The organism is Streptomyces sp. NPDC088707, from assembly GCF_044752725.1.
Taxonomy (GTDB): domain Bacteria; phylum Actinomycetota; class Actinomycetes; order Streptomycetales; family Streptomycetaceae; genus Streptomyces.
The window spans coordinates 480,963-506,012 of sequence record NZ_JBIVLV010000003.1; the positions used below are offsets into that span (position 1 = coordinate 480,963).

Annotated in this window: 21 protein-coding genes and 1 riboswitch; of the genes, 11 read left to right on the forward strand and 10 right to left on the reverse strand. The window is 71.2% G+C overall.

The features are described 5' to 3' along the window. Positions 1–70 precede the first annotated feature (70 nt). The 4 genes from ACIP84_RS12980 to ACIP84_RS12995 form a co-directional block, all read right to left on the reverse strand. Positions 71–967 carry a LysR family transcriptional regulator gene (locus tag ACIP84_RS12980; RefSeq protein WP_355957282.1) on the reverse strand — a complete coding sequence of 299 codons (897 nt, stop codon included), beginning with the start codon at positions 965–967 and terminating at the stop codon, positions 71–73. Between the two features lie 234 nt (positions 968–1,201). Beyond that, complete coding sequence (locus ACIP84_RS12985; protein ID WP_401797825.1) at positions 1,202–2,335, reverse strand: cystathionine gamma-lyase; 1,134 nt, start codon at positions 2,333–2,335, stop codon at positions 1,202–1,204. Continuing rightward, positions 2,332–2,823, reverse strand: a complete 492-nt coding sequence (locus ACIP84_RS12990) for a low molecular weight protein-tyrosine-phosphatase (protein ID WP_355957286.1) — start codon at positions 2,821–2,823, stop codon at positions 2,332–2,334. Before ACIP84_RS12990 ends, ACIP84_RS12985 begins: the two co-directional genes overlap by 4 nt. A gap of 9 nt (positions 2,824–2,832) precedes the next feature. Further along, positions 2,833–3,210, reverse strand: a complete 378-nt coding sequence (locus ACIP84_RS12995; protein WP_355957288.1) for a phage holin family protein — start codon at positions 3,208–3,210, stop codon at positions 2,833–2,835. Between the two features lie 51 nt (positions 3,211–3,261). Between ACIP84_RS12995 and ACIP84_RS13000 the strand changes: the two genes are divergently transcribed. The 4 genes from ACIP84_RS13000 (at position 3,262) to ACIP84_RS13015 (ending at position 5,532) form a co-directional block, all read left to right on the forward strand. Then, a complete protein-coding gene (locus ACIP84_RS13000; protein WP_030317985.1) occupies positions 3,262–3,579 on the forward strand; it encodes a cupin domain-containing protein in 318 nt (105 codons plus the stop codon). Positions 3,580–3,723: 144 nt separating this feature from the next. Further along, entirely contained in the window at positions 3,724–3,942 is a 219-nt protein-coding gene (locus ACIP84_RS13005) for a DUF5326 family protein (RefSeq protein WP_073908814.1), read from the forward strand. Positions 3,943–4,212: 270 nt separating this feature from the next. Continuing rightward, complete coding sequence (locus ACIP84_RS13010) at positions 4,213–4,950, forward strand: IclR family transcriptional regulator (RefSeq protein ID WP_401797982.1); 738 nt, start codon at positions 4,213–4,215, stop codon at positions 4,948–4,950. A gap of 138 nt (positions 4,951–5,088) precedes the next feature. After that, a complete protein-coding gene (locus ACIP84_RS13015; protein ID WP_055599121.1) occupies positions 5,089–5,532 on the forward strand; it encodes an SsgA family sporulation/cell division regulator in 444 nt (147 codons plus the stop codon). A 99-nt stretch (positions 5,533–5,631) separates the two neighbouring features. Here ACIP84_RS13015 and ACIP84_RS13020 read toward each other — a convergent pair whose 3' ends face one another. Then, entirely contained in the window at positions 5,632–7,086 is a 1,455-nt protein-coding gene (locus tag ACIP84_RS13020) for a YibE/F family protein (protein ID WP_401797828.1), read from the reverse strand. A 71-nt stretch (positions 7,087–7,157) separates the two neighbouring features. Further along, positions 7,158–7,304: riboswitch (TPP riboswitch) on the forward strand. On the opposite strand from ACIP84_RS13020, the gene thiC reads away from it, so the two are divergent. Continuing rightward, a complete protein-coding gene (thiC, locus tag ACIP84_RS13025) occupies positions 7,298–9,091 on the forward strand; it encodes a phosphomethylpyrimidine synthase ThiC (RefSeq protein ID WP_355957295.1) in 1,794 nt (597 codons plus the stop codon). Its footprint overlaps the riboswitch before it by 7 nt. Positions 9,092–9,186: 95 nt before the next feature. Here thiC and ACIP84_RS13030 read toward each other — a convergent pair whose 3' ends face one another. From ACIP84_RS13030 to ACIP84_RS13040, 3 genes are all read right to left on the reverse strand, one after another. After that, complete coding sequence (locus tag ACIP84_RS13030) at positions 9,187–9,840, reverse strand: hypothetical protein (RefSeq protein ID WP_401797830.1); 654 nt, start codon at positions 9,838–9,840, stop codon at positions 9,187–9,189. 160 nt (positions 9,841–10,000) lie between these two features. After that, positions 10,001–11,392 (reverse strand): metallophosphoesterase, encoded by a 1,392-nt coding sequence (locus ACIP84_RS13035; protein ID WP_401797983.1) that lies wholly within the window; start codon positions 11,390–11,392, stop codon positions 10,001–10,003. A gap of 258 nt (positions 11,393–11,650) precedes the next feature. After that, entirely contained in the window at positions 11,651–12,757 is a 1,107-nt protein-coding gene (locus tag ACIP84_RS13040; protein ID WP_030317999.1) for a LacI family DNA-binding transcriptional regulator, read from the reverse strand. 628 nt (positions 12,758–13,385) lie between these two features. Between ACIP84_RS13040 and hisC the strand changes: the two genes are divergently transcribed. Continuing rightward, positions 13,386–14,489 carry a histidinol-phosphate transaminase gene (gene hisC / locus ACIP84_RS13045; RefSeq protein WP_401797832.1) on the forward strand — a complete coding sequence of 368 codons (1,104 nt, stop codon included), beginning with the start codon at positions 13,386–13,388 and terminating at the stop codon, positions 14,487–14,489. 156 nt (positions 14,490–14,645) lie between these two features. Here the strand turns inward: hisC and ACIP84_RS13050 are convergent, their stop codons facing one another. Then, entirely contained in the window at positions 14,646–15,026 is a 381-nt protein-coding gene (locus tag ACIP84_RS13050) for a cyclophilin-like fold protein (protein ID WP_355963052.1), read from the reverse strand. Positions 15,027–15,231: 205 nt separating this feature from the next. Here ACIP84_RS13050 and ACIP84_RS13055 point away from each other — a divergent pair, with 205 nt between their 5' ends. The 4 genes from ACIP84_RS13055 to ACIP84_RS13070 are packed head-to-tail and all read left to right on the forward strand — an operon-like array spanning position 15,232 to position 23,188. Beyond that, on the forward strand, positions 15,232–16,740 hold the full coding sequence (locus ACIP84_RS13055; protein WP_355963054.1) for a cytochrome ubiquinol oxidase subunit I: 1,509 nt from the start codon (positions 15,232–15,234) through the stop codon (positions 16,738–16,740). Between the two features lie 18 nt (positions 16,741–16,758). Next, a complete protein-coding gene (gene cydB / locus ACIP84_RS13060) occupies positions 16,759–17,760 on the forward strand; it encodes a cytochrome d ubiquinol oxidase subunit II (protein WP_355963057.1) in 1,002 nt (333 codons plus the stop codon). A 19-nt stretch (positions 17,761–17,779) separates the two neighbouring features. Beyond that, positions 17,780–21,427: a thiol reductant ABC exporter subunit CydD gene (gene cydD, locus ACIP84_RS13065; protein ID WP_401797835.1), complete on the forward strand. Its 3,648-nt coding sequence runs from the start codon at positions 17,780–17,782 to the stop codon at positions 21,425–21,427. Positions 21,428–21,475: 48 nt separating this feature from the next. Continuing rightward, positions 21,476–23,188, forward strand: coding sequence for a GAF domain-containing protein (locus ACIP84_RS13070; protein ID WP_355963063.1), 1,713 nt, complete (start codon positions 21,476–21,478; stop codon positions 23,186–23,188). Positions 23,189–23,294: 106 nt separating this feature from the next. On the opposite strand, the gene ACIP84_RS13075 is transcribed toward ACIP84_RS13070, so the two are convergent. After that, positions 23,295–24,176 (reverse strand): HAD hydrolase family protein, encoded by an 882-nt coding sequence (locus ACIP84_RS13075; RefSeq protein ID WP_401797837.1) that lies wholly within the window; start codon positions 24,174–24,176, stop codon positions 23,295–23,297. Positions 24,177–24,436: 260 nt separating this feature from the next. On the opposite strand from ACIP84_RS13075, the gene ACIP84_RS13080 reads away from it, so the two are divergent. After that, a complete protein-coding gene (locus ACIP84_RS13080; protein WP_401797839.1) occupies positions 24,437–24,958 on the forward strand; it encodes a DUF6083 domain-containing protein in 522 nt (173 codons plus the stop codon). The last annotated feature ends 92 nt before the right edge of the window (positions 24,959–25,050 follow it).

Consider the following 25,050-nt stretch of genomic DNA (forward strand, 5'->3'; position numbering starts at 1 on the left):
GTCCTGAAACGCGCCGTCCCCGGCGGAAACTCACCAGTCCCCCGCGGAGGGCCATGCGCCCCACGGAGGCTCACCAGTCCCCCGCGGCCCGCAGCAGCTCCTCGTGCGCGCGGGCGATGGGCGACAGCGCGAGCGTCCCCGTCCGTACGACGAGGAAGTAGGTCCGCAGGGGAGGAACCGGAGGATCGAGCAGCGCCACGAGCCGGCCCTGCTCCAGGGCCTCCTCGCACAGGTAGCGGGGCAGCACGGCGAGCCCGGCGCCGGAGGCCGCGGACTCCCGTACGGCACGCAGGTCGGGGGCGATCACGGTGGCGGCGATCGCCGGTTTGGTCTCGAAGACGCTCGCCCAGTAGCGGGCCACGAACGGCAGCGACTCGTGCACCTCGACCACCGGAAGCTGTTCCAGGACCACCGCGCCCTTGCGGAGGAGCGTGTCGGGGGAGAGCCGGGCCGCCCAGCGCGGGGCCGCGACCAGCACGTACTCCTCGTCGCAGAGCGGGGTGGAGACGATCAGGCCGCCCCGGGGGCGGGCGGTGGCGACGGCCAGATCGTGGTGGCCCGCGGCGAGCCCGTCGAGGACCTCCTCGGTGTTGCCGAGGAACGACGCCCGCACGGCGAGGCCCTGGCCGACCAGCGGGGTGAGGGCCGGTAGGACGCGGAGCGCGGTGAACTCCGGGGGCCCGGCGACGTGCAGGGTGCGGACACCGCTCTCCTCGTCGAGGCCGGTCCCGGCTATCTCGACGAGGGCGTCCAGATGAGGAGCGGCGCGGTGGGCGAGCTCGTCGCCGATGGTGGTCGGCGTGACGCCGCGGGCCTGTCTGAGGAAGAGCGGCCGACCGAGCTGTCGTTCGAGGGTCCGGATCTGACTCGTGACGGCGGGCTGCGAGAGCCCGAGAAGCGCGGCGGCGCGGGTGAAGGAGCCGGCCCGGTGCACCGTGACGAACGTGCGCAGCAGAGCCAGATCCATGTCCGTCCCCTCCCGGCCGTGCGGCCGTTCGACTCAGGCGGTCGGCTGACTGCGCCTCAGGACCGTCCAACTATAAATAAGTCGATAGGTCTCTGTCGCTACCGTGATTGGACACTGACGCACAGTCAACTAGCCTTGTTCAGGCGGTCTCCGCGCGTGGAACCGAGGCGTTCCGAGCCACGAGGGGGGAGGCTCGGAGCGTCTCGTTCCGTGCGCCTGACGGCGTACGGGGGACTAGGACCCGGCCTCGTCGAGAGCCCGCAGCACGTCGGCGATCAGGTCCTCCGGGTCCTCCGCGCCGACCGAGAACCGGATGAAGCCCTCCGCGACCGCGTCCCCACCCCAGCGCCCGCGCCGCTCAGCCGTGGAGCGCACGCCGCCGAAGCTCGTCGCGTCGTCCACGATTCTCAGCTCGTCGAGGAACCGATCGGCCCGCTTCCGGTCCGCCAGTTCGAAGGAGACCACGGACCCGAAGCGCCGCATCTGCCGGGCGGCCACCGCGTGCGAGGGGTCGTCGGGCAGCCCCGGGTAGCGCAGCCCGGTCACGTCCGCGCGCCCCGCGAGCGTCTGCGCGAGCGCGAGCGCGGTGGAGCACTGGCGGTCGATCCGCAGCTGCAGCGTGGCGAGTGAACGGTGGGCCAGCCAGGCCTCCATGGGCCCGGGAATGGCGCCGACGACCTTGCGCCAGCGCCGTACCTCCGCGGCTCGTTCGGGATCACGGCAGCTGACATGGCCGAGCAGGATGTCGCCGTGCCCGGTCATGCCCTTGGTGTCGCTGGCGACGGAGAAGTCCGCGCCCAGTTCGAGCGGGCGCTGGCCGAGCGGGGTGGCGAGCGTGTTGTCGACGGCCACGAGCGCCCCCGCGGCGTGCGCTTCGCGCACCAGCCGCCGGATGTCGCAGACGTCGAGGCCGGGGTTGGACGGCGTCTCGATCCACAGCAGCCGGGCCCCTTCCAGGACGGCGAGCTGTCCGTCGCCGCCGGTGGGCGCGGTGCGGACCTCGATGCCGTACGCCCTCAGCTGGTCGTGCAGCAGGGGCAGCGCCTGGTAGCCGTCGCTCGGCACGACCACGACGTCGCCCGTCTTCAGCTGCGAGAGGAGGACGGCGGAGATCGCGGCCATGCCCGAGGCGAAGACCAGCGTCTCGACGCCCTGCTCCCCCGGCGCCTCCAGCTCGCCGATCGCCCGCTCCAGATGGGTCCACGTCGGGTTCTCGTCGCGGCCGTACGCGTATCCGCCGGTCGGCTCGCCCGGCAGATGGAAGTGCGCGGCGAAGACCGGCCCCGGCAGGGTCGGCTCGTACTTCACGGGTTCGGGCAGCCCTGCCCGGACCGCGCGCGTGCCGTCGCCGTAGTGCTTGTCGGTCACGGTGTCCGTTCCTCCAGTTCACGGCGTACGGCCGCGAGCAGTCCCGCGCTCGCGGCCTCCACCATCTCCAGGCACTCCTCGAAGCCCTCGCGGCCCCCGTAGTACGGGTCGGGGACGTCGAGTCCGGCCCCGGCGGCCGGGTCGTAGGAGCGCAGCAGTCGTATGCGCGCCGCCTCTTCGGGCGTCCGGGCGAGCTCGCGGAGCTCTCGGAGATGCCCTTCGTCCAGCGCGATCACCAGGTCGACGGCGGGGAACCAGGAGGCGCGGAACCGGCGGGCCGTGTGCGCCGAGGTGTAGCCGTTCTCCTCGAGAACGGCGACCGTGCGCGGGTCGGCGCCGTCGCCCTCGTGCCAGCCTCCGGTTCCGGCGCTGTCGACCTCCACCAGGGTGCCGAGGCCGGCGTCCTCCACCTGCCTGCGGAAGACGTGCTCGGCCATCGGCGAGCGGCAGATGTTGCCGGTGCAGACGAAGCAGACGCGGTAGGTCATGGTCGGCGCTCAGTCGCCGTCGGGGAGCACGATGTTCAGCGCCCACGAGACGACGGAGATGATCAGGCCGCCGAGGACGGCGGTCCAGAAGCCCTCCACATGGAAGCTGAGGTCGAACTGCTCGGCCAGCCAGGAGGTGAGGAGCAGCATCAGGGCGTTGACCACGAGGGTGATCAGGCCGAGCGTCAGAATGAAGAGCGGAAGCGTCAGCAGCTGGACGAGCGGCTTGACCACGACGTTCACGAGCCCGAAGACAAGTGCGACGAGAATGAGGGTCAGGGCCTTCTTGCCGGTGCTCTCACCGGTCAGGGTGATGTCCTGGAGCAGCCAGATGGCTACTCCCAGGGCGCCCGCGTTGGCGAGCGTCTTGACTACGAAATTCATCATGTGTCTGATCGTGGCAGACATGATCGGGCCGAGGGCAGGGGCTGACAGGCGATGAAGGCATTCCGACTGGACGAACTGGAGGCGGAGCGTGCCGCGAACAAGGGCGCGTACCTCCAGTTCCTGCGGGAGCGGAACATGTCGGTGGGCCTGTACGCGCTGGACGCCGGGGAACTCGACCCGCAGCAGCCGCACCGCCAGGACGAGGTGTACTTCGTGGTGAGCGGCCGGGCGGCGATCACGGTGGGGACGGAGACGACCCAGGTGGCGCGCGGCAGCGTGGTCTATGTGCCGGCCGGGGTGGAGCACAAGTTCCACCACATCAGCGAGGACCTGCGGGTGATGGTGGTCTTCTCCCCGCCGGAGGCCTGAGGGTCGGGCGGGCGGAGCCCCTAGGGGGCGGATCAGGGGAGAGCGGGGGCCGCAGGGCCCCCGTGCGCCTCATCCGGACCCTAGCCTTGAGGGTGTTCGGCGCGGAGTGCGCGGAACAGATCTTCGAGAGCGAGGGAGAGGACGATGGCCGTACAGGAGGTTCTCGCGGGACTGCCGTGGTGGGTCAAGTGGGTCGCCATACCCGTACTCGCACTGCTCGTCTTCGGCGGACTGATCACCAGCGTGCTGGCCTTCGTGGTCGGACTGCTCTTCAAGGTGCTGCTCTTCGTGGCCCTCGTCGCCGGACTGATCTACGTCGTACGGAAGTTCAGCTCCTCTGACCGGTCGCGCGAGGAGTGGTAGCACAGGCTACCGATCGGTATGAAGGCGACGGAGGGTATTAGCCCGGCCGGGGGAACGCGCTGGTCGAATCAGGGCGCGGGCCCAGGGGCTGCCACTACAGTGGAATCCCTCCGCCGCGTTGGGGACTACAGGCGTAGACCTCCGTACTGACCAGCGGTTTCCCAGGCCCGGCGGGCGCGCGGGGGCGGCCCCCGCGGGCGGGTGCGATGCATCCGTCGTCACGCCTGGGGGTGACCTTTGGCCACGGCTACGCAGACGGCTGCGCCTACCCTGATCGGCTCGGTGCAGCGCGCACTGAGACTTCTGGAGGCCGTCGCCTCCCATGCGGAAGGCGCCCCGGCCAAGCAACTCGCCCGCGAGACGGGCCTTCCGCTGCCCACCACGTATCACCTGCTCCGCACCCTGACGCACGAGGGCTATCTGGTCCGCGAGAAGGGTGTGTTCGTCCTGGGCGACGCCGCGGTCCGACTGGCCGGCGGCGGAGATGTGCAGAATCGTCGCATCAAGATCGAAGACTCCCTTGCCCAGTGGCGGGACGCGATCGGCGTGCCCGTGTACTTCGCTCTCTACCGCGAGGGGGAGATCGAGCTCGTCGCTGTCGCCGACACCCCTTCCGCCCCCGCGGTCGAGGAATGGGCCGACTTTCGCGAGACCGGGCATGCCCATGCGATCGGGCAGTGCCTGTTGAGCCAACTCGATCTGAAATCTCGTCAAGACCACCTTGACCGCCACCCGGTGGAAGCCATCACTCCGTACACGGTGCGTAACCGCCGCGTGCTTTTGGAGCGTTTGGGCGGTTTGGGGCGAATGGAGCCCCTGGTGGAACGTCAGGAATATGCGCTCGGCACGGTCTGTGCCGCAATCCCCATCACCGCGGGCTCCACGGCGGCCGCAATGGCCATTTCCCTCCCCCTTCACCAGGAAGAACGGTTGCTCCCAGCTGTCGAGCGACTACGCACAGAGATCGGGAGGCTCTTCAGTTCGCTCGCTTTCTCTATCAGTATCTGAAAAATCACTCCTTGTGATCTGCTAGTGCTTACAGCACGATTGCGTCAAGAGGGCCACGGGGGATCATTCCTGGCCGTTTCGGTCACAGCTTTCAGCAGCTGTGTTCACACAACTGCTTCATCTACTGCGGGGTACATGATGCGAGAGTCGGTTCAGGCCGAGGTCCTGATGAGCTTCCTCGTCTCCGAGGAGCTCTCCTTCAAGATCCCGGTGGAACTCCGATACGAGACCCGGGATCCCTACGCGGTGCGGATGACCTTCCACCTTCCCGGGGACGCGCCTGTGACCTGGGCGTTCGGTAGGGAGCTGCTGCTCGACGGGATCAACCGGCCCAGCGGGGACGGCGATGTGCACATCGCCCCGACAGAGCCCGAGGGCCTCTCGGACGTCTCCATCCGGCTCCAGGTCGGCGGCGATCGCGCCCTGTTCCGGGCGAGCGCACCGCCGCTGGTCGCCTTCCTCGACCGTACGGACAAACTGGTTCCACTCGGCCAGGAACGGACGCTCGGCGACTTCGAGGACAACCTGGAGGCCGCACTGGGCCGGATTCTGGCCGAGGAGAACGCGGGCCCGGCCGCCTGAGCCTGCGGCCGTCCGCGCGTACCGGCTCTGCGCCTGTCCCGCGTACCGGCTCGGCGCGCGTCCCCACGTACCGGCTCGGCGCCTGCCGACCGGTGTACCTCACTTCGCGCGGCGGCGCCGTCCGCCCCGTACCGCCGCGGGCTTCCCGATGTCCGTGCCCGGCCGGCCCTCGGCGCCCTTGCGGTCGGCGGAGACCACCAGGGCCGCGAGCACGGTGGTGAGCGGCACGGCGGCGACCAGACCGATCGACCCGACGAGCGTCCGGACGATCTCCTCGGCGACCAGCTCGCTGTTGGCCACCGTCCCCATGCTGCTCTGCGCGATGGAGAAGAGCAGCAGCAGCGGGAGGGCGGCACCCGCGTAGGCGAGCATCAGCGTGTTCACGACCGAGGCGATGTGGTCGCGGCCGATCCGGATCCCGGCCCGGTACAGCGCGCGCGGCCCCATGCCAGGGTCGGCCTGGTTCAGTTCCCAGACCGCGGACGTCTGGGTGACCGTGACGTCGTCGAGCACACCGAGCGAACCGATGATCACTCCGGCCAGGAGCAGGCCGGACATGTCGATGTCCGGGTACAGGCCGTGGATCAGGCCGGTGTTGTCGTCGGTGTTGCCGCTCAGCGAGGCCCAGCCGATGAACACCGAACCGAGCAGACCGGTCAGCAGCAGGGAGATCAGCGTCCCGAGCACCGCGACCGAGGTACGGGCCGACAGCCCGTGGCACATGTAGAGCGCGATCAGCATGATCGCGCTCGATCCGACCACCGCCACGACCAGGGGGTTCGACCCCTCCAGGATCGCCGGCAGGATGAAGAACGTCAGGATCAGGAAGCTGACGACCAGCGCGATGAGGGCCATCACGCCCTTCATCCGGCCGACGACCACGACCGCGACGGCGAAGATCCCGGCGAGCACGGCCAGCGGGAGCTTCCGGTTCACATCGGTGACCGAGTACTGCAGATCGCGCGGGGCGTCGGGGGCGTACGCCACCACCACGCCCTGACCCTCGTGCAGTTGGCGCGGCGCGTCCGGCTGCACGATCTCGGTGAACGTGCGCCCCTTCTCCGGACCGCTGGTGACCTCGATCGTCGCCTTCGCGCACTCCCCCTGCTGCGCGTTGACCGCCTCGCGTCCCGACGGGGTCGAGGTGTCGCCGGTCGGCGGGACCTGTCCCGCGTTCACGGAGGCGCAGTCCACGTGCTGGACGGCGACCACCTTGCCCTGCTCGGTCTGCCGGTCGAAGCCGACACCGGTGCGCTCGTGCGGCGGGGTGCCACCGGGCCACAGGACCACGAGCCCGACCACGACCGCCGTGGCGAAGGGGATCAGGATCGCGGCGATGACCCTGCGCAGATGCCGGGACACCGGGATGGCGGGCCCGTGGCTGTGGCTGTGCCCGTGGGATCCGTGCGCCGGACCGTGCCCGTGCGATCCGTGGGATCCCTGCGATCCGTGGGACCCGTGCGATCTGTGGGATCCGTGCGCGGAACCGTGCCCGTGAGGGCTGTGATCCTGGTCGTGGCCGTGCGGCTCGGGAGTCTGTTGGGGGGAAGTCACCGACCGATCATCGCAAGAACGGCGGGGGCCCACTGTTCAGCACGCCAGGGATGACGCTAGCGTGGTGGCACCTTTGCACACGCGGGAGCTCGGAGCACCGGGCTGAGAGGGCGCTGATCACCGTACGCGCGTACTGATGTACGTACGGGAGGAGGCTGCGCCGACCGCCGAACCTGTTACCGGGTAATGCCGGCGTAGGGAGATCGGTCTCATGACCATTCAGGATGCACGCACGCCTGCCTCCGAGCAGGACGACACCTCTGCCGACGGCGCCCGCACGCCGGGCTGGCACAAGGGGTACGTCCAGGGCTCGCGCCCCGACCTCAGGGTGCCGGTCCGTCAGGTGCACCTCACCAACGGCAAGGACGTCACGCTGTACGACACGTCCGGCCCGTACACCGACCCCACCGTCGACACCGACGTGCGGCGGGGCCTTCCGCCGCTGCGCGAGAACTGGATCATCGCGCGCGGCGACACCGAGGAGTACGCGGGCCGCCCGGCCCGCCCCGAGGACGACGGCATCAAGCACACCTCGCCGCGCGGCGGGGGACTGAGGAACCTCGACGCGGTCTTCCCCGGCCGGCCGCGTGTGCCGCGCCGCGGCCGCGACGGCCAGGCCGTGACCCAGCTCGCGTACGCCCGCCGGGGGGAGATCACCCCGGAGATGGAGTACGTGGCGATCCGGGAGAACGTCTCCCCCGAGGTCGTACGGGAGGAGATCGCCGCGGGCCGCGCGGTGCTCCCGGCGAACGTCAACCACCCGGAGATCGAGCCGATGATCATCGGCAAGCGGTTCCTGGTGAAGGTCAACGCCAACATCGGCAACTCCGCCGTCACCTCCTCCATCGAGGAGGAGGTGGAGAAGATGACCTGGGCGACCAAGTGGGGCGCCGACACGGTCATGGACCTGTCCACCGGCCGCAACATCCACACCACCCGCGAGTGGGTCCTGCGCAACTCCCCCGTGCCCATCGGCACCGTGCCGCTCTACCAGGCGCTGGAGAAGGTCGACGGCCGCGCCGAGGACCTGACCTGGGAGATCTACAAGGACACGGTCATCGAGCAGGCCGAGCAGGGCGTGGACTACATGACGGTGCACGCCGGCGTACTCCTGCCGTACGTGCCCCTCACCGCGCGCCGCAAGACCGGCATCGTCTCGCGCGGCGGCTCGATCATGGCCGCCTGGTGTCTCGCGCACCACAAGGAGAACTTCCTCTACACGCACTTCGAGGAGCTCTGCGAGATCCTCGCGACGTACGACGTCACGTACTCCCTGGGTGACGGCCTGCGCCCCGGCTCCATCGCGGACGCCAACGACGCGGCGCAGTTCGCGGAGCTGCGCACGCTCGGCGAGCTCAACACGATCGCGAAGCGCCACAACGTGCAGACCATGATCGAGGGCCCGGGCCACGTCCCGATGCACAAGATCAAGGAGAACATCGACCTCCAGCAGGAGATCTGCGAGGAGGCGCCGTTCTACACGCTCGGCCCGCTGACCACGGACGTCGCTCCCGCGTACGACCACATCACCTCCGGCATCGGTGCCGCCATGATCGCCTGGTGGGGCACGGCGATGCTCTGCTACGTGACGCCCAAGGAGCACCTGGGCCTGCCCAACCGCGACGACGTGAAGACCGGTGTCATCACGTACAAGATCGCGGCCCACGCGGCGGACCTCGCCAAGGGGCACCCCGGCGCGCAGGAATGGGACGACGCGCTCTCGGACGCGCGGTTCGAGTTCCGCTGGGAGGACCAGTTCAACCTGGCCCTCGACCCGGACACCGCGCGCGAGTTCCACGACGAGACGCTGCCCGCGGAGCCCGCGAAGACGGCGCACTTCTGCTCGATGTGCGGTCCGAAGTTCTGCTCCATGAAGATCTCGCAGGACATCCGGCGTGAGCACGGCGGCGACCTGAAGGCGGACGAGATCGAGGCGGGCATGGCCGCGAAGTCGGCCGAGTTCGCGGCGACCGGCAACCGCGTCTACCTGCCGCTGGCGGACTGACCGCCGTCGGCCGACTGATCGCCGTTGGCTGGCTGACCGCTGCCCGGAGACTGTGCCGGCCCGCGACCCCGGGGGAGTCGCGGGCCGGTGGTGTGTCAGGTGCCGGGTGGGCCGGTGGGTGGGGTGGTGGCGGCGAGGACGTCGCGGAGGAAGGGCAGGATGCCCCGTTCGAGGAGTGCGCGGCGCCAGGCCTCCCGGGCGCGGGTCAGTTCGTCGTCCGGTGCGGGCGGACCGCCCCTGCTCACCGCGGCCGGACTGTTGCGCAGGGCCGTCACGAGGAGCCCGGCGGCCGCGCCGAGCAGTCCGGCGGCCGCCACCGAGCCGAAGACCAGGCCCGCCGTGAGCAGGGTCGCCCCGAACGCCACGGTGGGGGCGACGGCATGCAGGACCGCACCGACCAGCAGGAAGATGACGGCGGCCGCGCCCGCGAGGACGGGCACCATGACGGTGAGGATCGCGACGACGCCGGGCCCGGGGCCCGGGCGGTCCTGGGACGCCGGTGTCCTGGTCCCGAGGGCCGCGCGGTGCTGCTCGCGGACCTTCACGAAGTGGTCGTACTCGCTCGCCGCGGCGCTGGTGACCAGAGTCGTCGCGTTCAGGGTCAGGGAGCGCAGTTGGGCGAGTGTGAGCCGGGTTCCCGCTCCGGCGAGATCCGGACGTGCGTGGGCGGTGCTCAGTGCGTCGTCGAGGACCCGCTCGTACTCGGCACGGTCCTCGGTCAGCAGGTGCGGAGCCACGTTCATGTGCATCCCCCGATGCTCCGTAGGCCCGGATCAGCCGTGCGAAACGGTCGGTTGGGCGGAAACGGAGGAGAGCCTGCTACGGATGAACACGATGGTATTGCGGTGGTGCCACGCGCTGACAGGGTGTTTCCGGAATTCGACTTCCTCGGATGCGGAGGGTTATGCGTCAGCCGTTCAGGGGGAGTTGGACGACCAGTAGCTTTCCGGCCATGGTCACTCCGCCGTCCATCGCGATCGCCAGACCGTCCGCGTACACGTGCGGTCCGTCGACGAGCGGGCCCGCATTGCCCTCGCCGTCCTCCGTGCCGACCTGGCCGAGGAGGTACGGGATGGGGCTGTGGCCGTGCACGATCCGGGAGCCGCCGTAGGTGGAGAGCAGCTCCTGGACGGCCTGCGGGCCGCCCTCGTCGCGGAACGCGAAGCGCTTGGTGAACTTGCGGAAGACGTCCCAGACCTCGTCGGCGTCGTTCCGGTTGAGGATCTCGTGGACCGTGTCGTTGACGTCCTCGATGGTCTGGCCGTAGTCGAGGTACGCGGTGGTGTCGGAGTGCAGGAGAAGGTGGTCGTCCTCCTGCACCACGGCGTCGAGCCGGGACATCCACTGCAGATGGACGTCCTGGAGCCGGTCCATGTCGTGCTTCTGGCCGCCGTTGAGCAGCCAGGCGGCCTGGAAGGTGGCGGTGCCCGCGCCGGAGTTCACGGGAGTGTCGCCGAAGCGCTTGGCGCCGATGAGCAGCAGTTCGTGGTTGCCCATGAGGGCCTTGCAGTAGCCGCCGGCGGCGGCGGCCTCGGCGGAGAGGCGCATGACGAGGTCGATGACGCCGATGCCGTCGGGACCGCGGTCGGTGAAGTCGCCGAGGAACCAGAGGCGGGCGTTGCCCGCGGCCCAGCTGCCGTTCTCGTCGATGAGGCCCTGGGCGCGGAGGGCCTCGACCAGCTCGTCGAGGTAGCCGTGGACGTCGCCGACGACGAAGAGCGGGCCTGGGCCTTCGCCGCTCGCGGGGGCCGGCTCGGCGGCGGGGGCCGGCTCGGACGCGACCGGGACCTGCACGGTGTCCCCGCGGTTGATGACCGGGAGGTCGCGCTCGGTCGGGGTGTAGCCCTCGGGCATCCCGTCCTCGGGGAAGGCGTTCCCGGGGTGGCCGGTGGCGACGGAGACGATGGAGGAGCCGGCCGGGGCGGTGGCCGGGGCCGGAGCCGGGGCCGGAGCCGGGGCTGAGGCAGGGGCGTACGCGGGAGCGGTACGGCGTCCCAGATGCAGGGTCGGCTCGGCGGGAGCGGGCGCAGGCGGGGTCGCGGGCGCAGGCGCGGTCGCGGGCGGACCGGCCGTGGGCGCGCCGGGCGCGTGCGGGGGTGCGGCGGGTGCGGCCACGGGTGCGTGCTCCGGGGGAGCGGGTTCGGCCGGTGGCGGCACCGGCAGAGGTTCCGTGGTCGTCGGATCGGTGGCGTGGCCCTGTACGGGCACGCGGGCGTACGGCGGTACGCGGAAGTCACGCAATGTCGCCGTGCGCACCACGGGCTCCTGCCCGGCCCCCTGAGTCATGGACCCCTCCACCACGGTCGCGATGCCCTGCACATCGCGGACCGGCCTGGTCGGGGTGGTCCGCGATGTCGTGCGCCCATCATAGGAATGAGGGTCCTCCTGTGTGACGCACCAGGGGTGGTGAATCCGGGTCCACTCCGGGTTCACCGGTTGTTTCGCCCGAATTGAGAAGGTCGAGTCCAGGGTTGAGGCCGGTTCGGTGGCCGGTTTCGCCGTCCCGGCCCACGGGCAGGGGCGGGGACGGCGGATTCGGTGGCGCCGGTTGGCGGGGTGTCAGTCCTTCGCGGGTGAGCGCGGCGGGCTGACGGTGGTGCGCGGTGACCGGCGCTGCGAGGAGGTGCGGACGATGAGTTCCGTCGGTATCACCCGCTCGACCGGGCCGTCGGTGTCGATCCCTTCGATGGCGTCGATGAGGAGCTGGACGACGGCCGTGCCGATCCGGCGCGGCTTGAGCGAGAGCGTCGTGATGGGCGGTTCGGTGGTGGCGTAGACGGTCGACTCGCTGCAGCAGACCAGCAGCAGGTCGTCCGGGACGCGCAGCCCGTAGCGGCGCGCGGCCGCGAGGAGGTCGGTTCCGTTGGGGTCGAAGAGGCCGTACACGGCGTCGGGCCGGTCCGGTCGGGCGAGCAGCCGGTCGGCCGCGACGGCGCCCGCGCACGGGTCGTGCGCCGGATAGGCCTCGTAGACGGGGTCCTGGCCCACCCGCTCGCACCAGTTGAGGTACGCGGTGGTGGACAGGCGGGTGTAGGTGTCGGTGGTGGTTCCGGTGAGGAGACCGATGCGGCGGGCGCCGGCGTCGGCGAGGTGGTCGAGCAGATCGAGAACGGCGGCTTCGTGGTCGTTGTCGACCCAGGCCGTGACCGGAAGGGTGCCGGCGGGGCGTCCGTCGGAGACGACGGGCAGGCCCTGCCGGACCAGTTCGGTGACGACCGGGTCGTGGTCGGAGGGGTCGATGACGACGGTGCCGTCGAGGGCGACGTTCGACCAGACGTCATGGCGGGAGGTGGCGGGGAGGATGACCAGGGCGTAGCCCCGCGCGAGCGCCGCCGATGTGGCTGCTCTGGCCATCTCCGCGAAGTACGCGAATTCGGTGAAGGTGAAAGGTTCATCCCCGTACGTGGTCACGGTCAGGCCGATGAGTCCCGACTTCCCGGTGCGGAGCGTGCGGGCCGCCGCGGACGGGCGGTAGCCCAGCCGGTCGGCGACCTCGCGCACGTGACGGCGGGTGGCGTCGGGGAGTCGTCCCTTGCCGTTGAGCGCGTCGGAGACAGTCGTGATGGAGACCCCGGCGGCGGCGGCCACGTCCCGGATGCCTGCCCGGCCCTGCCGGCTTCCCCGGGTCTGTGCCCGGCTCACCTGGTGCTTCCCTGCTGCTGTCATGGCGAGCCGATAGTAGGGCGATGAGGGGCGGTTGGGCCGGTCGCATATGCAGGCGTTGACAGGCACGTTTCTGCATGGCTGAAAGACGTCAATAGGCAAGGAATCCAAGGTAGTTAGGGCCTTCGCCATGGGACCAGTGGTTGCCGAACGGCGTAGGCCTGGCGTGGGGGCGAGGTCTCGAAGAGGTCTCAACTCACCTCTACGGGGGATGCGCGCTACGGCGCCCGCCACCGGCGCGCGCCACCCGGGCACGCGCTCCCCCCTCGTGCGGGGCCGCTCCAGGGACGGCTCGCGGGGCGGCTCCCCGGGCAGCTCCGGCGCCCCGCTCAGGGTGGCGTGGCGGGTGGCGTGCCGGGGGCGGTCGCCGGGTCGCTCGGGTGGCGCGCGCGGAGACCGCGCCGGGGGCGCTCCAGGGCCGCGCGGTTCCCGCGGCGGGGTCGTTTCCGGGGCGTTCGGGGCGCCGTGGCGGGGTGGCGCTTCCGGGGCGTTCGGACGTCGCTCCGGGCGTCGTTCCCGGCGGGCGTGTCCCCAGCGTGTCCCTCCTGTTGTCCACAGCCCATTCGCAGCGGAGGGGAATCCTCTTAAGGTGAGGAGTATTGGCGGTACGGACGGTCGAGGAGGCCACAGAGTGAGCGAGACCAGCGGGACCAGCGGGACGAGCACGGGCCCGAAGCTGCGCGCCGAGCTGGACGGCGTCCCCACCTACAAGCCGGGCAGGCCGGCGGCCTCGGGTGGGCCCGTGGCCTTCAAGCTGTCCTCCAACGAGAACCCGTATCCGCCGCTGCCGGGGGTCATGGAGACCACGCTGGCCGCCGCCGCGAACTTCAACCGCTACCCGGACATGGCCTGCACGGGTCTGACGGAGGAGCTGGCCGACCGTTTCGGCGTGCCCGTCTCGCACCTGGCCACCGGCACCGGTTCGGTCGGCGTCGCCCAGTCGCTCCTCCAGGCCACCTCCGGCCCCGGCGACGAGGTCATCTACGCCTGGCGCTCCTTCGAGGCGTACCCGATCATCACGCAGATCAGCGGGGCGACCTCGGTGCAGGTGCCGTTGACCGAGGGCGAGGTGCACGACCTCGACGCGATGGCCGCGGCGATCACCGACAGGACCCGGCTGATCTTCGTCTGCAACCCCAACAACCCCACGGGCACCGCGGTGCGCCGGGCCGAGCTGGAGCGCTTCCTCGACCGGGTGCCCTCCGACGTCCTGGTCGTGATCGACGAGGCGTACCGCGAGTTCGTCCGCGACACCGACATCCCGGACGGCATCGAGCTCTACCGCGACCGGCCGAACGTCGCCGTGCTGCGGACCTTCTCCAAGGCGTACGGCCTGGCGGGGCTGCGGGTCGGCTTCGCGGTCGCCCACGAGCCGGTGGCGGCGGCGCTGCGCAAGACGGCCGTGCCGTTCGGTGTGAGCCAGCTCGCCCAGGACGCGGCGGTGGCCTCGCTGCGGGCCGAGGACGAACTGCTCGGGCGGGTCGGCTCCTTGGTGGCCGAGCGCGAGCGGGTCCACGCGGGTCTCGTGGCGCAGGGCTGGACCGTGGCGGACACCCAGGCGAACTTCGTCTGGCTGCGGCTCGGCGAGCGAACCCTGGACTTCGCGGCGGAGTGCGAGCGGCACGGGGTGATGGTGCGGCCGTTCGCCGGCGAGGGCGTGCGCGTCACGATCGGCGAGTCCGAGGCGAACGACCTGTTCCTGAAGGCGGCGGAGGGCTTCCGCAAGGAGGGCTGAGCACGCGCCGGCGTCCGGCCGGCCGATGACCGCCCGACCGGCCGGTGTCGTCGAACCGGCTGGTCCCTTCGGACCGGCCGGCGCCGTCGACCGGTCGGTACGTCGACCTGCCCCGGCGCCGTCGACCGGTCGGTACGTCGACCTGCCCCGGTGCCGTCAGCCGTGGACGCGTTCCACCCGGATCGGGTCGCCGTCCCGGACGGTGGCCAGGATCCGGGGGTCCCCGTCGAGCGCGCCCAGGACGTTGCAGGGGCTCGCGAGCCGGCATTCCTCGCCCCGTGAGATCGGGGTGGGGCCGTAGGGAAGGGCGAGCGCGTCGCCCTCCGTCCAGAAGGCCACCGTGCCGGCGTCGACGACCTGCCGCGCCCCGGCCTCGACGGAGGCGGCGACCGGAGTGTCGAAGTAGACCTCCTCGCCCCAGGTCCGGGCGGTGGAGGAGATCGGGAGAGCCCCCGCGAGCGCTGTGCTCGTGGGGGTTTCCTCAAGGGTGGCCGTGGTGTGTCCGGCCGGCCAGACGATGCGTATCCGAAGGGTCATGCCCCGGATTCAACAATATGTTGAAGGCCCTGGGAAGAGGTGGCCTTCGGTAGAGGGACCCCCGGCTGGAGGTACGGATTTCGTATGAGTAATAATGCTTGTGAATGTGAACGCGTTCACAAGCGTGTCCTGGTTCGTCCCTTGTTTGGTGGGATTATCCGGGCAAACTGCCGATGTGACCACGGCGATGTAAGGAGAAAACGACGTGGACCTCGCTCTGGCGCCAGAGACCCTGGCACGCTGGCAGTTCGGCATCACCACCGTCTACCACTTCCTCTTCGTCCCCCTGACGATCTCCCTCGCCGCCCTCACCGCAGGTCTCCAGACCGCATGGGTCCGCACGGAGAACGAGAAGTACCTCAGGGCGACGAAGTTCTGGGGCAAGCTCTTCCTGATCAACATCGCCATGGGTGTCGTCACCGGCATCGTGCAGGAGTTCCAGTTCGGCATGAACTGGTCCGACTACTCGCGCTTCGTCGGTGACATCTTCGGTGCGCCGCTCGCGTTCGAAGCGCTCATCGCCTTCTTCTTCGAGTCGACCTTCATCGGTCTGTGGATCTTCGGCTGGGACAAGCTCCCCCAGCGGATCCACCTCGCCTGCATCTGGATGGTGTCGATCGGCACGATCCTCTCCGCGTACTTCATCCTCGCGGCGAACTCCTGGATGCAGCACCCGGTGGGCTACCGGATCAACGAGGAGCGCGGCCGGGCCGAGCTCACCGACTTCTGGCACGTGCTCACCCAGAACACCGCCCTCACCCAGTTCTTCCACACCATGACGGCGGCCTTCCTGGTCGGCGGCGCGTTCATGGTCGGCATCTCCGCCTTCCACCTGGCGCGCAAGAAGCACATCCCGGTGATGCGGACCTCGCTGCGGCTCGGCCTGATCACCCTGATCATCGCCGGCCTCGGCACCGCGATCAGCGGAGACCTGCTCGGCAAGGTCATGTTCAAGCAGCAGCCCATGAAGATGGCCGCCGCCGAGGCGCTCTGGGACGGTGAAGCACCCGCGCCGTTCTCGATCTTCGCGTACGGCGATGTCGACAAGGGCCACAACAAGGTGGCCGTAGAGATCCCGGGCCTGCTGTCGTTCCTGGCGAACGACGACTTCACCTCGTACGTCCCGGGCATCAACGACATCAACAAGGCCGAGCAGGAGAAGTTCGGCCCTGGCGACTACCGGCCCAACATTCCCGTCGCGTACTGGGGATTCCGCTGGATGATCGGCTTCGGCATGGCCTCGCTGGCCATCGGCATGCTGGGTCTCTGGCTGACCCGCAAGAAGTTCATGCTGGCACCGGGGCTGCGGACCGGTGAGGACGAAGTGCCGAACCTGGTCCTGTTCAAGCGGAAGGCACTCAGCCCCCGCCTGGGCAAGTGGTACTGGATCGTCGCCCTCTGGACCATGGCGTTCCCGCTGATCGCCAACTCCTGGGGCTGGATCTTCACCGAGATGGGCCGTCAGCCCTGGGTCGTCTACGGAGTGCTGCGCACCCGGGACGCCGTCTCCCCCGGGACCACCACGGGCGAGGTGCTCACCTCGATGATCGTCTTCACCGCGCTCTACGCCGTGCTCGCCGTGATCGAGGTCAAGCTCCTCGTGAAGTACATCAAGGCCGGCCCTCCGGAGCTCAGCGAGGACGACCTCAACCCGCCCACCAAGATCGGCGGGGACTCTCGTGACCCCGACCGCCCCATGGCCTTCTCGTACTGAGGCTCAGGAGATCGAGGCATGGAACTCCACGACGTCTGGTTCGTACTCATCGCCGTCCTCTGGATCGGCTACTTCTTCCTCGAGGGCTTCGACTTCGGGGTCGGGATCCTCACCAAGCTGCTCGCCCGCGACCGGCCCGAGAAGCGGGTCCTCATCAACACCATCGGACCCGTCTGGGACGGCAACGAGGTGTGGCTGCTCACCGCCGGCGGTGCGACCTTCGCCGCGTTCCCCGAGTGGTACGCGACGCTGTTCTCCGGCTTCTACCTGCCGCTTCTGATCATCCTGGTGTGCCTGATCATCCGGGGGGTCGCCTTCGAGTACCGGGCGAAGCGGCCCGAGGAGGACTGGCAGCGCAACTGGGAGCAGGCCATCTTCTGGACCTCGCTGATCCCCGCGTTCCTCTGGGGCGTGGCCTTCGGCAACATCGTCCGGGGCGTGAAGATCGACGAGAACATGGAGTTCGTCGGGAGCTTCTGGGATCTGCTCAACCCGTACGCGCTCCTCGGCGGCCTGGTCACCCTGACGCTCTTCACCTTCCACGGCGCGGTCTTCGTCTCGCTCAAGACGGTCGGCGACATCCGTCTCCGGGCACGGGCGCTCGCGCTCAAGCTGGGCCTGGTCACGGCGGTGGCCGCGCTCGGCTTCCTGACCTGGACCCAGCTGCACACCGGGGACAGCTGGAGCCTCGCGGCGATGCTGATCGCGGTGGCGGCCCTGGTCGGAGCGATCGCCGCCATCAAGGTGGGCCGCGAGGGCTGGTCGTTCGCGCTCTCGGGCGTCACCATCACCGCGGCCGTGGCGATGCTCTTCCTCGCGCTCTTCCCGGACGTCATGCCGTCTTCGCTCAACCCGGAGTGGAGCCTTACCGTGACGAACGCGTCGTCGAGCCCCTACACGCTCAAGATCATGACGTGGTGCGCGGCGATCGCGACCCCGCTGGTGCTGCTCTACCAGAGCTGGACCTACTGGGTGTTCCGCAAGCGGATCGGTACGCAGCACATCGCCGGGACCCACTAACCGGCCCTCTCCAGGGAGCATGTTTCACGTGAAACCGATCGATCCGCGCCTGCTCCGGTACGCCAGGGCCACCCGTGTCTTCCTGATCGCGGTGGTCGCGCTCGGCCTCGTCGGGGCGGCGCTGGTCATCGCCCAGGCGATGCTCATCGCCGAGATCGTGGTGGGGTCCTTCCAGAAGGGCCAGTCGGTTTCCGCCCTGACCACCCCCCTGCTGCTACTCGCGCTGATCGCGGTGGCACGGGGGCTGGTCTCCTGGCTGACCGAGCTCGCCGCGCACCGGGCGAGCGCGGCGGTCAAGTCCGAACTGCGCGGCCGGCTTCTCGACCGTGCGGCCGCGCTCGGTCCGGGCTGGCTCAGCGGTCAGAAGGCCGGCTCGCTGATCGCCCTCGCCACGCGCGGTGTGGACGCCCTCGACGACTACTTCGCCCGCTATCTGCCCCAGCTCGGGCTCGCGGTCGTCGTGCCCGTGGCCGTGCTGGCCCGGATCGTCACCGAGGACTGGGTCTCGGCGGCGATCATCGTCGTCACCCTGCCGCTCATCCCGGTCTTCATGATCCTCATCGGCTGGTACACCCAGGCCCGGATGGACCGGCAGTGGAAGCTGCTCTCCCGGCTCTCCGGGCACTTCCTGGACGTGGTGGCCGGGCTTCCCACCCTCAAGATCTTCGGCCGGGCGAAGGCCCAGGCCGAGTCGATCCGCGCGATCACCTCGGAGTACCGCCGGGCGACCATGCGCACGCTGCGGATCGCCTTCCTCTCCTCCTTCGCCCTGGAACTCCTGGCGACCCTGTCGGTCGCGCTCGTCGCCGTGACCATCGGCATGCGCCTCGTCCACGGTGAGCTCGACCTGTACACCGGGCTCGTCATCCTGATCCTGGCGCCCGAGGCCTATCTGCCGCTGCGGCAGGTCGGCGCGCAGTTCCACGCGGCGGCGGAGGGCCTCGCGGCGGCGGAGGAGATCTTCGACGTCCTGGAGGAGCCGGTACGGGGCGGGGGCGGGAGCGCGGCCCCGGAGTCCGTACGGCTGGAGCTGGAGGGCGTGTCGGTACGTCATGCCGGACGCGCCGAGCCCTCGCTGGACGCGATGTCCCTGACGGTCGAGCCCGGGGAGACGGTGGCCCTGGTCGGGCCGAGCGGGGCCGGGAAGTCGACGCTGCTCGATGTCGTCCTCGGGTTCGCCGCGCCGGAGGAAGGTGGTTCCGTACGGGTCGGCGGCGAGTCGTTCGCCTCGCTGGACCTGGAGGCCTGGCGGTCGCGGATCGCCTGGGTGCCACAGCGGCCGTATCTCTTCGCCGGGACGATCGCCGAGAACGTACGGCTCGCCCGCCCGGACGCCTCGGACGAGGCCGTACGGGAGGCGCTGCGGGACGCCGGGGCGGACGGGTTCGTCGCGGGGCTGCCGCAGGGGCTCGACACCCCGCTCGGTGAGGACGGGGCCGGACTCTCGGCGGGGCAGCGGCAGCGGCTCGCGCTGGCGCGGGGCTTCCTCGCGGACCGGCCGGTGCTGCTCCTCGACGAGCCGACGGCGGCGCTGGACGGGGAGACGGAGGCGGGTGTCGTCGACGCGGTGCGGCGGCTGGCGGCGGGGCGGACGGTGCTGTTGGTGGCGCATCGGCCGGCGTTGCTCGCCGTCGCGGACCGGGTGGTGCGGGTCGGCGAGGCGCCGTCGGGCGAGGGTGCCGGTCCCGGTGGTGCGGGTGCCGGGACGGAAAGCCTGGGTGCCGGTGCCGGTGCCGGTGCCGGTGCCGGTGGTGCGGGTGCGGGCGCGGGTGCGGTGTCGGAGGGAGGCGGCGCCGCGGGGGCGTGCCCACCGATTCCGTCCGAGGCGGAACACGCGCCCACGGGTCCGACGGCCGTTCTCACACGGGTGGCCGTTCTCACCCGGGTCCGGGACATGGCAGGCGAGCTCAAGGGGCGGATGGGGCTCGCCCTGCTGCTGGGGAGTCTGGCGCTCGGGTCCGCCGTGGGACTCATGGCCGTGTCCGGATGGCTCATCTCGCGTGCCTCCGAACAGCCCCCCGTGCTCTACCTGATGGTGGCCGTCACCGCCACCCGCGCGTTCGGCATCGGGCGGGCCGTCTTCCGGTACGCCGAGCGGCTCCTCTCGCACGACGCCGTCCTCCGGATGCTCGCCGAGCTCCGGGTCTCCGTCTACCGGCGTCTGGAGCGGATCGCGCCCGCCGGCCTGCGCCGCACCCGCCGCGGGGACCTGCTCTCCCGACTCGTCCAGGACGTCGACGCGCTCCAGGACTACTGGCTCCGCTGGCTGCTCCCGGCGGGCGCCGCGCTCGTCGTGGGCATCGCCTCCGCCGGGTTCACCGCCTGGCTGCTGCCCGAGGCCGGTGCCGTCCTCGCCGTGGGCCTGCTCGTCGCGGGGGTCCTCGTGCCGGCGGCCGGCGGGGCGCTCGCCCGCCGTGCCGAACGGCGGCTCGCCCCCGCGCGCGGCGCCCTGGCGACCGCCGTGGCCGATCTGCTGCGAGGCTGCGCCGAACTGACCGTCGCCGGCGCCCTGCGCGACCGGATCGAACGGACGCGGGCCGCCGACCGTACCCTCACCGGCATCGCCTCCCGGCAGGCCGCGGCCGCCGCGCTCGGCGCCGGACTCTCCGCCCTGGTCTGCGGCCTGACGGTGGCGGCAGCAGCCGTCGTCGGGGTCCGGGCCGTGGCGGACGGGCGGCTCGACGGCGTGGCCCTCGCCGTGGTCGTCCTCACCCCGCTCGCCGCCTTCGAGGCCGTCACCGGGCTGCCGCTCGCCGTCCAGTACCGGCAGCGCGTCAAGCACAGTGCCGAGCGGGTCTTCGAGGTGCTCGACGCCCCCGTCCCCGTACTCGAACCGGCCCGGCCCGCGACTCCCCCGGCGAGCCCGTTCCCGCTGGAACTGTCCGGGCTCTCCGCCCGGCACGCCGGGCAGGACCGGGAGGCGCTCGCCGACTTCCGGCTCACCCTGGAGGCCGGACGCCGGATCGCCGTCGTCGGCGCCTCGGGCTCAGGCAAGACCACGCTCGCCCAGGTGCTGCTGCGCTTCCTGGACGTGGAGGCCGGCATGTACCGGCTCGGCGGGCTGCCCGCCTGGGAGCTCGACGGCGACGCCGTGCGGCGGCTCGTCGGCCTCTGCGCCCAGGACGCCCACCTCTTCGACAGCTCCGTCCGCGAGAACCTGCGGCTCGCCCGTACCGGGGCGAGTGACGAGGAACTGCGCGAGGCGCTGCGCCGGGCCCGGCTGCTCGACTGGGTCGACGGACTCCCGGAGGGGCTCGACACGCTCGTGGGCGAGCACGGCTCCCGGCTGTCCGGCGGTCAGCGGCAGCGCCTGGCACTCGCCCGCGCGCTGCTCGCCGACTTCCCCGTCCTCGTCCTCGACGAGCCGGCCGAGCACCTGGACCTGGCCACCGCAGACGCGCTCACCGACGATCTGCTCCGGGCCACCGAAGGCCGTACGACCGTCCTCATCACCCACCGGCTGCACGGACTCGACGCGGTCGACGAGGTGCTCGTCCTGGACGAGGGCAGGACCGTGCAGCGCGGCCCGTACGCGGAGCTCGCCGAGGCGGACGGGCCGCTGCGCCGGATGCTGGAGCAGGAGCGGGAGACCGACCTGCTGGCCGTCGGCGCGGGCGCGGGGACGACCCCCGGGAGCGAACGGGAGCGCCTCGGGCCGCGATCGTAGGCACCGGCTGACTTTTCTCGCCAAATAGGACTTACTAGGCTCAAGGCCATGACCGCCGCAGCGTCCGACGCCTCGGACCCCCTGGAAGCCGCCACCCAGGCCACCCGCAGCCTCCAGGGGCTGTCCACGGAGCTCACCGCCCGCGTGCCTCAGCTCCTGGAAGCCATGCGCTCGGTGGGCACCGGGCTCGAACTCCACTCCACCCTCGACCGCATCTGCGAGACCGCCGCCGAACTCGCCGACGCCCGCTACGCCGCCATCGGCGTCGTCGACGAGGAGGGCAAGGGCCTGTCGGACTTCGTCACCTTCGGCGTCGACGAGGAGGTGGCCCGCCGGATCGGGCACCGCCCCGACGGCCACGCGGGACTGCTCGGCGCGCTCATCCGCGACCCCCAGACCATCCGCCTCGCCGACCTCTCCGCCGATCCGCGCGCCGCGGGCTTCCCTCCAGGGCACCCGCCGATGCGGACCTTCCTCGGTGTTCCCATCCGGGTCCAGGGCGAGATCTTCGGCAACCTCTACCTCGCGGAGAAGAACGGCGGCGCCGAGTTCAACGACGACGACGTCCACATGGTCCGGGTGCTCGCCACCGAGGCGGGCATCGCCATCGGCAACGCCCGCCTGTACGAGGCCGCCCGCCAGCGCGAACGGTGGATCGACGGCTCCGTCGCCGTCACCACCGCGCTGCTCTCCGGCGGGGACGCGGACGACGCCCTCACCGTCGTCGCCGAGCAGGCCCGCCGCCTCGCCGACGCCGACGCGGGGATCGTGATGCTGCCCGTCGAGGACGGCGGTCTGGAGATCGTCGCCGTCTCCTCGCCCCGGCCCACGAAGTCGCTGGGCGTGGTGATCCCGCCCGAGAGCGCCGTGGTGCGGCGGCTCCTGGACGGCGAGGCGGTCTTCGTCACGGATGCCTCGACCGACCCCCGCATGATCAGCCGGCTGACGTCCCCGTACGGCCCCAGCATGATGCTGCCGCTGCAGAGCGGCGGACGGGTGCTCGGCGCGCTCGCCACCCCACGGGTGCGGGGCGGGCGCCAGTTCACGGAGATGGAGCGGACGCTCGCCACCCAGTTCGCCTCGCAGGCGGCGCTGGCCCTGATGATGGCCGACGCGCAGCGGGACCGGGAGCGCCTCGCCGTGTACGAGGACCGCGACCGGATCGCCCGCGACCTGCACGATCTCGTCATCCAGCGGCTCTTCGCCACCGGCATGATGCTGGAGAGCGCCCAGCGCCGGTCGATCGTGCCGGCCGTGCGCGAGGGCGTCGGCAAGGCCGTGGACGAACTGGACGTGACCATCCAGGAGATCCGTACGGCGATCTTCGCGCTCCAGCAGGGACCCGCGGAGGCCCCGTCGGGGCTGCGCACGCGCGTCCTGCGGGAGATCAACATGGCCGCCGTGCCCCTGGGCTTCAAGCCCGCCCACCGCTTCCTGGGCGCGATCGACGCGACGGTCGGGGAACTCACCGGCAAGAACCTCATCGCCGCCCTGCGCGAGGCGCTGTCCAACGCCTTCCGGCACGCGGAGGCGAGCCGGATCGAGGTGGTCGTCGACGCCGGCGTCACCCTCCCCGACGGCTCCGCCGGGGTACGGCTCGAGGTCGCCGACGACGGTATCGGCATCCCGGCGGGCGGGCGGCGCAGCGGTCTGCGCAACCTGGCGCGCCGGGCCGAGTCGCTGGGCGGCGCGAGCTGGTGCGGGCCGGGCATCGGGGAGGACGGCGGCGGGACGACGGTGGTGTGGGAGGCGCCGCTGTAGGCCCGGAGGCCTCACGCCGGTGCCTTGAGGTCTGAGACGCGCGGCTTCGGCCTGAGACCTGAAGCCCGAGGCTTGTGCTTGAGGCCTGGGGACTGACAGCTGGGGTTCAGCCCTGCGGTGTCGTGGTTCCTGCCACCCGCAGTGCCTCGGCCACCAGCTGTTCGACGACCACGGCCACCCCGTCCTCGTTGTTGCCGACCGTACGGCCGGATGCGGCGGCGATCACATCGGGGTGCGCCTCGCCCATCGCGTACGAACGGCCCGCCCAGCTCAGCATCTCGATGTCGTTGGGCATGTCGCCGAAGGCCGCGACCTCGTCGGCCGTGATCCCGCGCTCGGCGCAGCACCGGGCCAGGGTCGACGCCTTGGAGACGCCGAGGCCGCTGATCTCGATGAGGGCGGAGGGCCCCGAGCGGGTGAACGACGCCCGGTCTCCGGCGGCCTCCCTGGCCACCGCCAGAAACACGTCGGGGTCGAGGTCCGGATGCTTGGCGAGCAGTTTCAGGACCGGGGCCGCGGCGCCGGGCGCCTCCTCGAAGAGGAGCTTCTCGGCGGTGGCGACGGTCGCGCCGGGGTCGAGGTGGAACGGCGGATAGTGCGGCTCGTAGTGGATTCCGGTGGTGAGCTCGACCGCGAAGGAGGCCCCGGGCGCGGCGGCGCGCAGGGCCACGACGACGTCCATGGCGGCGGGCCGCTCCAGCGGGCGCACCTCGACGAAGGTGCCTCCGGAGTGGAGGTCGACGACGGCGGCGCCGTTGGCGCAGATCGCGAGGCCGTGGCCGTGGACGTGGTCGCTGACGACATCCATCCAGCGGGCCGGGCGGCCGGTGACGAAGAAGACCTCGATCCCGGCCTGCTCGGCGGCGGCGAGGGCGGCGACCGTGCGCTCGGACAGGGACTTGTCGTCGCGCAGGAGCGTGCCGTCGAGATCGGTGGCGATCAGCCGGACCGTCGGGGCGGGCGTGCGCGGGGAACGGGGAGTGGTCACCGCACCATTCTTCCGCACCGAACGCACGGGCGTGCGGGGAGCTGCACATATGAGTGGCTGGTTTTCGGGCGGGCCCTGCCCAGGCGGACGGGTGCTTACGCCCCGACGTGGCCGTAAACGTCCGTTCGTTTTCGGGCTGAGGGGGAAGATCTCTGAGAGCTGATGACGTCTCAAGGGGGCGGGGCATGGGCTCGGGCCGGAGAAACGACGAGTGCGACTCCTGCGGTGCGCGGTACGGGACATGGGTCCCGAGTCTCGGCATGGTCCTCTGCACGCCGTGCGAGGGAGCGGGTGCGGCGCATCCCGCCCGGGATCCGGTGCTGGTGGGGGACGTCCTGGCGGGTCTGGTCGACGCCGCGGCCTTCGCGGTGCGCGGCGGCGGCGCCGTACGGGACGTCCGCCTCGGGGAGGCGATACGGGATGTGCGGCGCGCGGCCGTCGGCGTACCGGAGCCCCGTTCCGGGGGTACGGCGTCCGCCGTACCGAGGGCGGCGGGGCCGGCCGCCTCCGCCTGTCGGCGGTGCGGGGGCCAGGGTGTCTGGTACCGGACGGTGCGGGGCCGCTGGATCATGATCGAGCCCGGGGAACTGGCCACCGCCGCCGTTCCGGCGGGCAGCCGGTGGCGGATCGCGGGGGACGGAACCGCGGTCAACCTGGGTTCCGCCGTGCCGTCCGACACGTGCCGGGTCAGTCACTTCGACGTCTGCGCGGCGAGTCCGGAACCGGTCGGCTCCCTCGCCCTGCTGGCCCTGTGGCGGGGCCACGCCCGGCGGATCGCCTGATCCACCGGGCGCACACCCGCCTCGGCGAGCGCATGCCGCCGTCAGTCGCCCGAAAAGCGCCGGCGTCGGCCGGCCGGGCATCTGCGCCGGCC